The organism is Bradyrhizobium sp. NBAIM14 (assembly GCF_020193895.1).
GTDB lineage: Bacteria > Pseudomonadota > Alphaproteobacteria > Rhizobiales > Xanthobacteraceae > Bradyrhizobium > Bradyrhizobium yuanmingense.
The window spans coordinates 1-13,501 of record NZ_JADYVQ010000035.1 but is presented as its reverse complement, the minus strand read 5'-3'; the positions used below and the strand labels follow the sequence as shown (position 1 = coordinate 13,501).

Genomic DNA, 13,501 nt, shown 5'->3' with positions numbered 1-13,501 from the left:
CGCAGCGCGGCCCTCTTCCTCTCAAGGGCCGCGCCGCAAATGGACGATCAGTACGAACGGAAAGGCACGAAGCTGCCAGACACGCCGTTCCGTATCTCCGGCTTTCCGGGTATCAGCCTGCGCGATCGAGCAACTTCTTCGCGCGCGTCTCGAGATCGAGTCGTGCGTCCTGATGGGTCTTGCCGCGCGCAACCGCTGTGATGCCCTGCACGAAATCGAACACGCTTTCGGGCTTGCGCCCTTCCTCAGACAACACCCGTTCGATGATCCTCGCTGTCTCGGCCTTAGAGAACCCGCGCTTGCGCAGGAACTCGCTGCGGTCGTCGTCGGTGCGGGCGACGACCTTCTCCCGGGCCGCCTTGATGCCGTTGATGAAGGGCATCGGTGAGGAATTGGCAAAGCTGGCCAGCGCCGGCGCTGCCTCCTGGGCAAAGCGTGAGGCCGCGTATTTGGAGTGGCGGATGGTGATCTCCTCGAAATCTTCCACGCCCCATAAATTGCGGTTCTGGCAGACGGCGCGGAGATAGAAGCTCGCCATGCCGAGCGTCTTCGCGCCCACCTCGGAATTCCAGCAGTAGAATCCACGGAAGTAGAGATCGGGCGAACCGTCGGGAAGCCGCCCGGCCTCGATTGGGTTGAGGTCGTCGACCAGGAAGAGGAAAACGTCTCGATCGGAAGCGTAGAGGGTCGTTGTGTCCTGGGTGATGTCGACGCGCGGGTTATAGACGCCGGTTGTCCAGTTGAGGACACCCGGCACCTTCCAGCGCGTGTCGCCTGTGCCGTTGCCCGCGATGCGCTGAACGGCCGCCACAAGTTCGTCGTCAAAGATTCGCCCGTATTCGGGGCCCGTAACGGCGCGAAGCTCAACGCGACCGTCTTCGATCTCGAGCGTCTTCACCTGCTCGGCGGAATGGGAGGTCAGCCCGTACTGCAGATTGATGCCGGCCAGCGGTGCCGGAAGCTGCCGGAGGTAGGCCGCTGGCGCTCCGACCAGGCTGGCGAGTTGGCCGAAACTCCAGTGGGTCGGTGCAATCGGCGTGTCAGAGCCGGGCAAGATAAGAGACAACCGCTCCGGGTCGGTCCGGCTCGCCTCGACATGGATGAGCGCGGTTTCCACCACGCGCGTCCGGCTGCGCTCCGACCGACCGCGTACCGAGTCCGCCAGTTCGGAGAGCGAGAGGTAACGCTCGTCGGCCGGACGCGAAAACCACTCGGAGGAAACGCGGCCGATCCGGTCGCCGCGGCTGACATCCACCTTGTATCCGCCGCTCATGTCACGGCGGGCATCGAGAACCTTCATGTTCATGGGGTTAGACTCCATGACGGGCGCCGTGAGCCTCTCTCTCGGCACTCAACCCGTCACGGAAATCCCTTCCAAACTCTCACTCTGCGGGGGCGTTGCGGGGTCTCCCCGCAGAAGGGGTCGGCCGAGACCTCGGCTCGGCCGCAGGGGAAAGCTTTCCCCATAAAGGCACGTAGTTTCAAGGGAAGCGTCATTCACCTTTGGTTAGTCGCGGTGTATTGTCAGAAGCAAACAACTGGGGGCTACATGCGTGGAAGGTGAAGCAGAGCCGGCGGATTCGCCGGAGGCATTTCTTACGACATTGGGAGAAAGCCTGAAGCAAAGAGAAGGTGTCGATGCCGGCCTAGCGGAGATCCTGAAGACGTACATCCTGAAGGCGGCGCCCGCTCAGAACGCCGTCGCTCAGGCCAAGGATGCCATCCTGAAACTCGCAGGCGAACGTGCCAATCCTCCAAAACCGGAGGTGGCCAATGGCTGACCCTTACTTCCTCCAGTCCCTGGGACTTTCTGGATTCCGCGCGTATCTCCAACCAAAGACATTCGATTTCAGCAAGAAGCGTTGCCTAGCGATCTTCGCGCCGAATGGCAGCGGCAAGTCCAGTGTCATCGATGCGCTGGAATTCATGTTCTCCAAGGATGGCACACTCGAAAGGCTCGGGCAGCGCACTATCAACAACCAGGCCGGCCCCGTCGCAATGGCGCACAATCTGTCGGAGGAAGCGAAGATCGCTCCGGCGGTCACGATTGGCGTCGTTTCGGGCAAGGATGCCACCAACGGTAGCCGAGCGGCGGCGGGGGCGAAGCGACCGATACCGGCGGTGGCCGCGACTTTGAACGCCTGCTTCGCGGTGCCGCCGATCATCCGCGGGCATGCGCTGCGCACGTTCGTCGAAATCCATACGCCCGAACAGCGCTACACGGATGTCGCCAATTGGCTGCAGCTTGGCCCGCTGGTCGAGGTGCAGAAGAATATTCGCGCGCTGCGCACGCAGGTGAAGGCTGCCTCAGAGGACGGCACGGCACTACAGCGTGCAGACACCCAGCTTGCTCGGGAGACGGCCCAGGTGGTGAAAGCTTGGGATTCGGTGGAGATCCTCGCTTACGCCAACACGTCGGTCCTGGCCCCGCTCGACGCGGCGCTAGTGCTGGTGGCGCTGACGGCTGGTGATCCGGCCTATATCGAGCTGAAAGTGCGAGCCAAGGCCGAAGAGAACAAGATAGGGCTTGCAGGCCTGCGTCAGATCAGCAATGCGGCGGCCGCTTTGTGGTCGGAGGTAACGGACGCGGAGAGCGGCAAGACCGTCGTCAGCGGCGCGATTCCGACCTTTGATGCGGCCTTGGGGGCGCTGTCGGCCGCCGTCGCGGAGGAAGCGGAGGAGCGCGGCAAGGCGGCGAGCACCATGTTTCAGGCTTTGTGGAAAGCCGCAGAGCCGCTTTTCGCCGAAGGTGTACCGGCGCCTGCTGTATGCCCAGTCTGTGAAACGCCCGTAGCCGACACGGCGGCGGGCAGTGCCGGGGCCATCCGAGGACATATCGCCAAGCATCTGGAAGAGCTGGCCGATTATGCCGCCGCCAAGAAGGTGCTCGACACAGCCAAGACCGCGGCGACCAAAGCTCATACCCAATTGGTGGCGGCGTTACCGGGGCTTATTGGCCTCCTTGGCGACGATGAAGCGAAACTGAAAGCCAATCTCATCGCATATCAAACTGGCATCGCCGGCTGGCCTCAGGCTGCCGTGCCGGCCTCGGCCGATATCGTTACCTCGATCGCCAAGCTGCTCGCTATGCTCGATCAGGCCATCGTCGACATCGAGTCGAAGCAAGGCGACCACACCTATATCAAAGCCAAGACGAAGATCGATCGGCTGCTGGAGCTACAGAGCGAGCGGGACCTCGCCCTGCGGACGCGAACTCAGCTGGGGAAACTCTCTGACGCGTTGACGGCGCAGGCGACGATAATCTCGGCCGAGATCCGCAAGAAGGTGCAAGCTCTGCTCGACAAGCTTCAGAGGCCGATGAACGACATCTACAAGCGGATCCAGGGCGCGAGCGCCGCGTCAATCCGGTTGGAGCTGCCGGCGGAAGATGACACGAACCAACAGCGGCTCAACCTGCTGATCGATTTCGCCAAGAACCGCACGGGCGTGCAGCCGGGTGGCTATTTGAGCGACTCCCAGATCCATTCGGTGGCGCTGGCGTTGCGCATGGCGGCAATCAAGCAATTTAATGCAGGCGCGCCCATCATCGCGCTCGACGACATCGTTACCTCCTACGATGCGGATCATAGGCGCACCATTGCCGGACTCATCGCCACCATGTTCGGAGACTGCCAGATCCTGATCACCACGCACGACGAGCGGTTCTTCAATTATTTGAAGGATCAGCTCGAGGCGAAAGCGTGGCACTTCACCCGGATCATTGGCCTCGATCCGGCCTACGGGCCGCGTTTCGCTGATCACAAGGTCAGCGATGAGATGATCGAGGCGCGTTGGGCAGCGGGCCAGTCGGCGGCCAACGAGATGCGCCAGGCGGAGGAGGAGTGGCTTCTCGGCATCTGTCGGGATTTCGGGGTCAGCGTCCGCATCCGACCGCTGGAGAGGGCCTATTCCTACGAACGCAGCGAATTGGCCTCTGCGCTCGCCGGCCTGCTTAAGGATGCCAAGCTGGTGCCAGCGCTGGTGCCGGGCGTCAACAATCGCTTCCTCGACAGTTTGGTGAAGGGCGAGATCGAAAATTTCGGCAGCCACTTCCAGGACGGGCCCTATGGCGACGGTTCGATTGGTGACGAGAAAGCGCGCTGGGAGGAGTTTAAGACTTTCCGCAGCCAGTTTGCCTGCAAGAAGTGCAGTCGAACGAAATTCCAGCGACCCTTTACTCTCAAAAAGCCGGTATGTGCGCATAATGGCTGCGAGGCGCAGTTCGAGTTTGCGGCAGCACCAGCAGGGGCGGCTTGAATGGCGGGGCGTTCGAAACCCGTCGAGCTGGCGACACGCAGCTTCGAGAAGCAAGGCGACGCAACGGCGTTCTTCAAGGCCATGCTGAACCGCTACCAGCCCGGTGAGCGAGTGAGCGATGAGGATGGCCTCGACGTTGCCGCTCTTCTCGAACGCCACACCGAATATGTTGCCAAGGTGGGCTGTGGCGTCAGCCATTTTCAGGTCATGATGACCGAGCATGGGACGCAATGCTTCCGGATCATCCGCACCGACGGCAGCGGCACGGATTTCTCCTATCCGCACTGCATCTCCCAGCGACCACCCAGCCATAAGCAGGAGGTCGCCCAAGCCTTTCGACGTGCGGTGCGCTTCGATCTCTACAAGGCCCGCGATAACTTCTTCGCCATCCACAGCGGTTCTGACGGTCTGGTTTCTTGCGCCGTGACAGGCGAACGCATCGCGCGGGACGAGGCGCATATGGATCACCGTCCACCGATGACCTTCGAGGTCATCGTGAGGACGTTTCTTTGCGGGCGCGGGCTATCACTCGACGATGTGCCGCTCACGACAGGCAAGGATGATCAAGTCTCGCCTGAGGTGACGGATAATGCCCTGAGCGAGGCGTTTCGAGCCTACCACGCTGGGATTGCGCGGCTCGAATTCGTGCGGAATACGGTCAATCTGGCACAAGCCAGTCGGCATCGGCTGAAGGATGGCCGGATTACCCTGACAGGATAGCGACTGCCGGTCATGAGAGCTTCGCCGCGCGTTCCCGTCTCATCGGGCACTAAGAAAATATTAGGTCGGCGACCATGTCGTCGTCCGACACCTCTCGGTCAAGCTTCGAATAAGGACGGGGATGGCCGAGGATTCGGGCATTCCCAAGCCAACCACCTTGTGATAAAACCTCTGCTATATATTTCCAGATCAGAGGAAACGTCACACTCCATGCCGTCCACCAGCGCCCAGCGACTTCGTGCGCTCGACCTCCTGAAGACCCGAGGAATGCTCCGGCTGAAGGATTTCGTCGCCGAAGGCATCGGCCCGGAGACGCTTGCCCGTCTTGTTCGGGAGGAGGCAGTCGTCCGCCCAGCGCGTGGCCTCTATCAACTCCCCGACGCCCACCTCGAGGCTGCCCATACCCTCGCTGAGGCAGCAGTCCTGGTTCCAAAGGGTGTGGTCTGCCTTACCTCGGCCCTCCAATACCACGAACTGACGCTGCAGATGCCGTCGGCTGTATGGATGGCGATCGATCGCGCCGCCTGGCGACCCAAGATCGATTATCCACCTATCCGGTTCGTGCGATTCACCGGATCGGCGCTTACCGAAGGGGTCGAGCGTCACCGCATTGAGAATGTCGACGTTCCTATCACGGATCCGGCGAGGACAATTGTCGATTGCTTTCGCTACCGGACCAAGATCGGCCTTGACGTCGCGATGGAGGGTCTGCGCGAAGGCCTCCGCCGTCGCCGATGCAAGCCGGATCAACTCTGGCATTACGCACGCAAGGTGCGGGTCTGGTCGGTCATGAGTCCCTACGTCGAAGCAATGGTGTCCGATGGCGCGTGAGCCTCGCAACATCGGCGCATCAGTGCGAGCGCGGCTCCTCGATCGGGCACGTGCCGAGCGATCGGATTTCCAGATCCTCCTGACGCGATATGCGCTCGAGCGTCTGCTCTACCGGCTAAGCGCGTCGACGCACCGCGACCGCTTCATCCTCAAAGGTGCGATGCTCTTCGTGACCTGGATAGCCGATCCGTTTCGGCCTACGCGCGATCTGGATCTGCTTGGCCACGGCGACCGCGACTCCGAAGCCATTGCCGAAACCTTCCGGGCCATTTGTGCGCAGCCGGTTGTCGATGACGGTGTGACGTTTGATGTCGCAGCGCTGATGGCGACCCCGATTCGTGAGGAGCTGGAATATGGTGGCGTGCGGGTCCGCACAACGGCAACTATCGCCGGGGCGCGAATTCCGATCCAGGTCGACATCGGTTTCGGCGACGCCATTACACCCGCGGCCGTCGAGATCGACTATCCCACCCTGCTGGACGCCCCAACGCCGCACCTTCGCGCATATCCGGTCGAAACAGTGGTGGCTGAGAAATTCGAAGCGCTCGTGACGCTCGGCGTCGCCAACAGTCGGCTCAAGGACTTCTATGATCTCTGGGTAATCTCCCGAACATTCGAACTTCGCCGGGCCGCTGTTGCCGAGGCAATTCAGCGGACCTTCGAGCGTCGCGGAACGGTCCTCCCATCCGTTGTCCCGATCGGTCTGACCGATGAATTTGCGGAAGCATGGGCTGCTCAGTGGCACGCCTTCCTCGGGCGCGATCGGATGGCAGCCGCACCGAATGCTTTTGCCGTTACCGTCGCCGATCTCCGCCTCTTCTTGATGCCGCTGGTTGTCGGATCGAAAGAAGAACGAATTTGGCCGCCGAGCGGGCCATGGTCGCCGGGAGCAGCAATCGATGAGGCATAGCGGGATGATAATTTACTTCGTTCCGCATGGCGCGATTGATGGAGAAAAGAGCCGCGATCGCGGTTGGGGGAAGTATGGATAAGAAGCACTTTTATCGCGTAGGCAGTCACTCAGGCGCCTGGCACGATCTGCCCACTGACCCAGATGAACTAGACACCCTGACCAATAGTGCTCGAAAGCATATCGAGCCGTGGCTCTCTGCTGTCTTCCAAGCAGAGCACCTCAACCTGCTGCTCGGCAGCGGGTTCACCACAGCGGTTGGTTACCTGGCGGGCGTAGGGACCACAGGCATGGCCAAGGTTACATTTGGCACGTCATATGACGCCGCGATCGATGCGCACGCCCAGGCCGGAGCAACGGCGATGAAAAGAGGTGCGGCAAACATCGAAGATCAGTTTCGAAGTGCGCTTGCTCTGCTTGAGGGGCTGGGAGTCATCGACAAGGGAGCAGAACAAACCCTCAAGAAGGGCATCGACGCCCAGATGTCTGGCTTTCTCACTTCATTATTGAAGACGGAAAGCGGGATTGTTGCTGGAAAGGATCCCGCATCGAAAGATGCTGCCCAAGGTGCTCTGCAATCATTCCTGCTGAGTTTTGCGAGCCGCGCTGCATCTCGTGAACGTTTGCACATCTTCACAACAAACTACGACCGCCTGATCGAACATGGTTGCGATTTTGCAGGTCTTCGGATCATAGATAGATTCGTCGGTGCCCTGAACCCGGTCTTCCGAGCATCGCGCGTTGAAGTTGATGTCCACTACAATCCACCCGGCATTCGGGGAGAGCCGCGGTTCATGGAGGGCGTCATTCGCCTGACTAAGCTCCATGGTTCACTGGACTGGTTTTTTGATAAGGACGAACGGCGAATCTATCGCAAGGGCATCCCATTCGGAGCGCCTGCGGATCATACCGACATTCCCAAAGAACCCGTCGATACGGTCATGATCTACCCCAATCCTGCGAAGGACGTCGAAACAACGCAATATCCATATGCGGAGCTCTTTCGCGATTTTGCGGCCGCAGCTTGCCGACCTAACGTCGTTGTCGTGACCTACGGCTATGGGTTCGGCGACGATCATGTCAATCGAGTGCTGCTCGATATGCTCACGATCCCGTCGACCCATTTGGTGATTATGGCCTATTCGGCCGACGATCGCCTCAAAGCATTCGTAGAAAAGACGCGCAATGCGCAGGTCTCGTTGATGATCGGGCCTCATTTCTCTGACCTTCAAACACTAGTCGCAAACTATCTGCCAAAACCGGCGCTCGACTACATATCCGGCCGCATGACCGAACTGTTGAAGCATCGTCCGGGCGATCCGAAAGCCAGCGATCCGCCAGCGGTACCGCCTCCGGCGTCCTCAATTGGCGTGGCGTGAGGCGATCATGACGACTCCAATCGAACGTTTGTCAGGTCTTGTGGTAGGTGTGGTCGAGTCGGTCGCGCCTGATGAGGTTCGGGCGCTTCTCGAGCTGGATGCTCCGCACTCCACGGCATTGAATACCGGCGTACCGGCCGGGTTTCCACGTCTGAACGGATACGTACTTATCCCTAACGAAGCTGGAGCGACGGTTGCCTACATCACTTGGATTGGCATCGAGCGCTCTCCCTATCCGAAGCGCGCTGGGCTCAAAGATTTCGGCCTGATCGATCTGCCGTTTCCGCTTCGGAAAATGTCGCTATCCCCGGTCGGAACCCTCACCTTCCGGCGCGAACGCAGCTCGGGAACGACCAAATACGAACTCACCCGCGGCGTCGTCGCATTTCCATCGGTCGGGGATCAGGTCTTAATACCGACGTCGGCACAGATCGAAGCCATTGTCGGAGCGCGAGCCGACGACAAGAGAGTTAGAATTGGCTCGTCGCCAATGGCAGCAAATGCGGCGATCATGGTGGACCCAGATAAGTTGTTTGGGCGCCACCTCGCCGTCTTGGGCAACACCGGCAGTGGAAAGTCCTGCACGGTTGCCGGACTCATTCGGTGGTCGATGGAAGCAGCTAGCAAGGCAATTGGTGATTCGACCAAAATGCCGAACATGCGTTTCATCGTGTTAGATCCCAATGGTGAATATGCTCGGGCGTTTACCGATCTGCCCGATAGGGTGCGTGTCTTCAAGCCTGGAGACCAGCACAACCCACTAACACTGCCGGCGTGGATGTGGAACAGCCATGAATGGGGCGCAGTCACCCAAGCCCAGCCGGGAGCGCAGCGACCGCTGCTTATGCAAGCTCTGAGAAATTTGCGTGCAGGGCGAACACTCCGGGAGCCCATCCACGTTGGTATAGTAAGGCAAGTTCGTCTCTATCGGTCTCGCATTCTCGCATATATCGCCGATGGTACGGGCGCATCTTACACAGATTATGTTGGGCTGCTCGGCTGCTGCCAAGCGTACAAGAACCTATCGGAAGTGATGCGGGACTTTCATGGGCGTATCCCGGCCGCAGATTTGGCAAGCGCACATCTTGATACCTTGGCGACCGCCGCAAAGGCCTTCTTCGACGCACACGCGGTTTGGAATAATCAAAACCAACGCTTCTATTACAACGCGCCAAATGCCGCGGAATTTGGCGCTTTTCTTCCGTTATTTGATCTTATCGAGCAGGCTCTGCCACCGGTAGCGGCTGAAGAAGAAATCAGCGAAGACGCTCCCTCGCCATTTGATGTTCGGAAAATTGCCGACCATGTCGAAGCCCTTTCGGCAGACACTTCAGCAAACCCGAACGTCGCGAACTTTATTGCTACACTAACATTGCGAATACGCTCAATGCTGGCCGATCGGCAGCTCGCGCAAGTGATAGCGCCCGAGAACCCGCCGACTCTCGAGAATTGGCTCTCGGGCTTGCTCGGAATGTCTAACGCTGAAAACGGTCAAGTTGCGATTGTGGATCTGTCGCTGGTACCCTCGGAAACCACTCACATCGTAATTGCCGTCCTCGCGAGACTGGTTTTTGAGGCATCTCAGAGATATCGAAAGCAACATGCTCAGGGCAAGGCACTTCCAACGGTTTTAGTGCTTGAAGAGGCGCACACGTTCGTGCGCGGCGGGGGTGGTGGGGATGACGCAAATATTGTTTCAGCATCCCGGCTCTGCCGCGAAGCGTTCGAGCGGATCGCTCGCGAAGGTCGAAAATTTGGATTGGGCTTAGTCCTGTCGTCGCAGCGACCGTCGGAGCTTTCTCCAACGGTTCTCGCGCAGTGCAACACATTTCTGTTGCATCGAATCGTCAACGATTCCGACCAGAACCTCGTAGCCCGTCTTGTCCCAGACAACGTCGGGGGACTGCTGCGCGAACTGCCGAGTCTTCCGTCCCGCCAGGCGGTTCTCTTGGGCTGGGCAGCGCCGATCCCGGTGCTAGTTGAGGTCGATGAATTGCCCGATGCGCAGCGACCGCAGTCGGCGGACCCGGATTTCTGGAAGGTGTGGACGCTGACCGAGGAGCGTGGCGTCGGTTGGGGCGCAATCTCTGAAGAATGGTCGGGCGCTCCTCCGGTGCAAGATCCGGCGGAATAAAGACAATGATCCGTATCCTTCACACGGCTGATTGGCATATCGGTCAAACTCTACGCGGGTTCTCTCGGGAGCACGAGCACCGCAGGGTGTTCGAGCGGCTCGAAGAGATCGTTGTGGAGCGGGATGTCGATGCCCTCGTCATCGCCGGCGACGTGTTTGACAGCCAAAACCCCTCCGGGGAAGCGCAACAGCTCTTCTACAATACGCTCGTGCGGCTCAGCCGCGCGCATCCGCGCATGGCTATGGTGATCGCTGCTGGCAACCATGATGCAGCTGGTCGGTTGGAAGCGCCGCGGCCTCTGTTGGAGACATTCAACATCCGTGTCGTGGGCAATGTGCGGCGGCGCGAAGGGCGAGTCGAGGCGGCCCGTCATCTCGTTCCCATCGCTGATGCAAGCGGTTCGGTAGCTGCTCATGTGCTTGCAGTCTCCTACCCAACCGCAGCCTGCCTTCCGAATTTGACGCGGCTCGATGGTGAAGTAGGCTCGCCCGTCATCGCTGGCGTGCGGAGCCTCTATGCCGAATTGGTCGACACGTTACGGGGACCTATGGATGGTCTACCGTTCGTCCTGACGGGACACCTCCATGTTGCGGGCGGCATTGAGTCGGAAGGCGCGGAGCGCAGAATTCTAGTTGGTGGCCAGCATGCTGTGCCGCACGACGTGTTCCCGGCGGAAGCGAGCTACGTGGCGCTTGGCCACTTGCATAAGGCTCAGGCCATCGGTCGTGATACCGTCCGCTATTCTGGTTCACTGATCCCCTTGTCGGCGACGGAGATGCCTTACGCGCACGGGGTCACTCTTGTGAGCCTCGACGGAACAACGGTTCTATCCGAACATATCCCGATCGACCGGCCAGTTGCCTTCGTCCGCCTTCCTGAGGCGGAAGATATGCGCTTGAGCGAACTTGGTGATCATCTGACGGCAATGAACCTCTCATCGGACCTGCCGCTTCATGAACAGCCATTCGTCCAGATCAGGCTTGCCAGAGAAGGGTTATCGCCCGGGTTCAGAGAGGAGGTCGACCGCATTGCGGAGAGCTTTCCGGCGCGCATCGTCGACACCCGTGTCGCGGCAATACCCGAGGCGTCAAACGACGTGACTTCCGCCGATCCTATGATCCGCCTTGCGGAAAGAGATCCGGAGGATCTGTTCAAGCTCGCATTTGAGCGCACCTTCGGCGTAGCCCCGGATGCCACGCATCTCGATGTCTTCCACCGCGCACAGGCGGAGACATAGCCATGCGGATCTTGGTTATCCGCGGCGAGAATCTGGCAAGTCTTGGTGCTCCTTTCGAGATCGATCTTGCCGCAGAACCTCTTGCAGGTTCCGGCCTCTTTGCCATCACTGGCGAGACCGGCGCCGGAAAATCGACCATCCTCGACGCGCTCTGCCTCGCGCTCTATGGCGAGTATCCACGAGTCTCCGTCGGTCGACGGGAGAATGCGCCCGATCCCAGTGGGGAGGCGATTTCAATTCATGATGGCCGGGCGATCCTGCGCCGAGACGCCGGCAGCGGATATGCCGAGGTGGATTTCGTTGGGCAGGACGGCGAGCGCTATCGCGTCCGCTGGGAGGCCAATCGGGCTCGAGGGCGTGCAAATGGGCGGCTGCAGAATGAGCAGCGTTCGTTGTATCGACTCGACGACGGCAGCGCGGTGGCGACTGGTAAGACTCAGGTCCGTGAGGCGGTGGAGAGGAGAACCGACCTCACATTCGACCAGTTCCGGCGAACGGTGCTCCTCGCACAGGGCGAGTTCGACGCTTTCCTGCTCGCCGCCGAGAGCGAGCGCGCAGAATTGCTGGAGAAGATCACCGGTACTGAAATCTACGCAGCGATCTCGGTCCGCGTTCACGATGGAACGGACGCACGACGAAGAATTGTCGAGCAATTGGAGCGGCGTCGAGACGACATCGGGCTTCTTGATGACGAAGCCAGGCAGGCGCTGCTGGACGAGCAGAGGCAGCTTGCTTCAACCATTGCACAGAAAGGCGCGGAGCGCGATCAACACAGCGGGCGGTTAGATCATTTCAAGCGCGTCGCCGCCGCCCGCAGCGACCTCGCACGGGCTGAGGCTCAAGCGGTCGCAGCGCACGCGGCGCGCGAGGCAGCCGCTGATGAGTATCAATCTCTTGCCGAACTCGATCTTGTCGAGCCGCTTCGTTCCCTAGCAGGCGACTTGCAAAATGCACGGCGGACGGCAGCGGAGGCCCAAACCCGCCTCGACGGTTTGCTTGTTGCACGCGAGGAAGCGCAGAAACTACACTCGGACTCTACAACGCAACTGGCGGACGCGATAACCGCCAACGCAGCGGCAGAACAGGTCCTCAAGAATTTTGGTCCCCTTTGGAGCGAAGCCGAAAGGCTCGACACTGAGCTGGCGGCAGCTCGGACTGAGTTTATTGATACGCTGGAAAAATCACAGCAGGCGGAAGCGACACTGCGCGAGAAGGCCGATGCGCTGGCAACGATTGATGAGACTCTCGGTCGAACATCAGAATCGTACCGCACCACTGCGGCGCAATTAAACAGCCGATCGGATCGCGTTCTTCTTGCTGATCGTCTTGGCGATGCGATGGACTTGTTAGCGAAGCGAGGAGCGCTCCAACAGGAGCACGCTGCAGCCAGGCAGGCGGCCGCTGCAACGGAAGAAACAGCTACGCTGTCGCAAAATGAAATAACTGCGCTGCTGGAGAAGCTCACCCAGGATCGCGAGCGAAAGGATGGCTTAAGTCGTGAAATCGGTGATCGTAGAGCCAGTCTCGCCGGCATCGATGAGGCGACGCTCCACGAACGAGACATCGACCTGCAACGCGCGCTCGAGGCTCTGCGCGAGGCTAGTACCGTCTCCGACCAGTATACTCGGGCATCGGCAGATCTAGCACGACGAGCATCGGAACACACGCTGGCGGCGCAGGCGGTAAGTACAGCAAAAGGGCAGATCGTTGAAGCTGAAGCGGACCAGCTCCGCGATCGGACCGCGCGTACGGAAATTGTTCCGATCGCAGAGCTCGCCGACGAGGCGGTCTCATCTGAGGCCATTCATCTGCGCAGCCTGCTGGCTCCAAATTTGGCCTGCCCGGTGTGCGGCAGCACCGACCATCCCCATCTTGCGCATCCAAGCGCGCTGAACGAAATAGCTGCTAGCATTACAGTTGCATCTTCCTGAAGGTTCTGAATCCATGGGCGACCATGATTCGGGATCTGATGATTGGTGGCGCGTCAGTTGAAGATACGCTGACGCTGTGGGCTTCGGCGTTGCGAGATATC

At 60.0% G+C, this 13,501-nt stretch carries 10 protein-coding genes; 9 read left to right on the top strand and 1 reads right to left on the bottom strand.

Going from position 1 to position 13,501, the window contains the following annotated elements:
* Positions 1–112: 112 nt before the first annotated feature.
* Positions 113–1,306: a DUF932 domain-containing protein gene (locus tag I6F28_RS35875; RefSeq protein WP_225143660.1), complete on the bottom strand. Its 1,194-nt coding sequence runs from the start codon at positions 1,304–1,306 to the stop codon at positions 113–115.
* Positions 1,307–1,553: 247 nt separating this feature from the next.
* Here I6F28_RS35875 and I6F28_RS35870 point away from each other — a divergent pair, with 247 nt between their 5' ends.
* From I6F28_RS35870 to I6F28_RS35830, 9 genes are all read left to right on the top strand, one after another.
* On the top strand, positions 1,554–1,781 hold the full coding sequence (locus I6F28_RS35870) for a hypothetical protein (RefSeq protein WP_225143658.1): 228 nt from the start codon (positions 1,554–1,556) through the stop codon (positions 1,779–1,781).
* The gene (locus I6F28_RS35865) at positions 1,774–4,257 is read left to right on the top strand and encodes an AAA family ATPase (RefSeq protein ID WP_225143656.1); all 2,484 of its coding nucleotides are present in this window, start codon (positions 1,774–1,776) and stop codon (positions 4,255–4,257) included. The genes I6F28_RS35870 and I6F28_RS35865 overlap by 8 nt, the downstream gene beginning before the upstream one ends.
* Positions 4,258–4,977, top strand: a complete 720-nt coding sequence (locus tag I6F28_RS35860; protein ID WP_225143655.1) for a DCL family protein — start codon at positions 4,258–4,260, stop codon at positions 4,975–4,977.
* Between the two features lie 210 nt (positions 4,978–5,187).
* A complete protein-coding gene (locus tag I6F28_RS35855) occupies positions 5,188–5,808 on the top strand; it encodes a type IV toxin-antitoxin system AbiEi family antitoxin domain-containing protein (protein WP_225143653.1) in 621 nt (206 codons plus the stop codon).
* Positions 5,798–6,718 carry a nucleotidyl transferase AbiEii/AbiGii toxin family protein gene (locus tag I6F28_RS35850; RefSeq protein WP_225143651.1) on the top strand — a complete coding sequence of 307 codons (921 nt, stop codon included), beginning with the start codon at positions 5,798–5,800 and terminating at the stop codon, positions 6,716–6,718. Before I6F28_RS35855 ends, I6F28_RS35850 begins: the two co-directional genes overlap by 11 nt.
* A gap of 74 nt (positions 6,719–6,792) precedes the next feature.
* Complete coding sequence (locus I6F28_RS35845) at positions 6,793–8,097, top strand: SIR2 family protein (RefSeq protein ID WP_225143649.1); 1,305 nt, start codon at positions 6,793–6,795, stop codon at positions 8,095–8,097.
* Between the two features lie 7 nt (positions 8,098–8,104).
* Positions 8,105–10,231, top strand: coding sequence for an ATP-binding protein (locus I6F28_RS35840; protein WP_225143647.1), 2,127 nt, complete (start codon positions 8,105–8,107; stop codon positions 10,229–10,231).
* Between the two features lie 5 nt (positions 10,232–10,236).
* Entirely contained in the window at positions 10,237–11,469 is a 1,233-nt protein-coding gene (locus I6F28_RS35835; RefSeq protein WP_225143645.1) for an exonuclease SbcCD subunit D, read from the top strand.
* 2 nt (positions 11,470–11,471) lie between these two features.
* Positions 11,472–13,400 carry an AAA family ATPase gene (locus I6F28_RS35830; RefSeq protein ID WP_225143643.1) on the top strand — a complete coding sequence of 643 codons (1,929 nt, stop codon included), beginning with the start codon at positions 11,472–11,474 and terminating at the stop codon, positions 13,398–13,400.
* Positions 13,401–13,501: the final 101 nt, after the last annotated feature.

Bases quoted from the DNA above. Each gene is read 5' to 3' on its own strand.
- I6F28_RS35875 (WP_225143660.1), bottom strand. From the start codon at position 1,306: ATGAACATGAAGGTTCTCGATGCCCGCCGTGACATGAGCGGCGGATAC.
- I6F28_RS35865 (WP_225143656.1), top strand. From the start codon at position 1,774: ATGGCTGACCCTTACTTCCTCCAGTCCCTGGGACTTTCTGGATTCCGC.
- I6F28_RS35860 (WP_225143655.1), top strand. From the start codon at position 4,258: ATGGCGGGGCGTTCGAAACCCGTCGAGCTGGCGACACGCAGCTTCGAG.
- I6F28_RS35855 (WP_225143653.1), top strand. From the start codon at position 5,188: ATGCCGTCCACCAGCGCCCAGCGACTTCGTGCGCTCGACCTCCTGAAG.
- I6F28_RS35850 (WP_225143651.1), top strand. From the start codon at position 5,798: ATGGCGCGTGAGCCTCGCAACATCGGCGCATCAGTGCGAGCGCGGCTC.
- I6F28_RS35845 (WP_225143649.1), top strand. From the start codon at position 6,793: ATGGATAAGAAGCACTTTTATCGCGTAGGCAGTCACTCAGGCGCCTGG.
- I6F28_RS35840 (WP_225143647.1), top strand. From the start codon at position 8,105: ATGACGACTCCAATCGAACGTTTGTCAGGTCTTGTGGTAGGTGTGGTC.
- I6F28_RS35835 (WP_225143645.1), top strand. From the start codon at position 10,237: ATGATCCGTATCCTTCACACGGCTGATTGGCATATCGGTCAAACTCTA.
- I6F28_RS35830 (WP_225143643.1), top strand. From the start codon at position 11,472: ATGCGGATCTTGGTTATCCGCGGCGAGAATCTGGCAAGTCTTGGTGCT.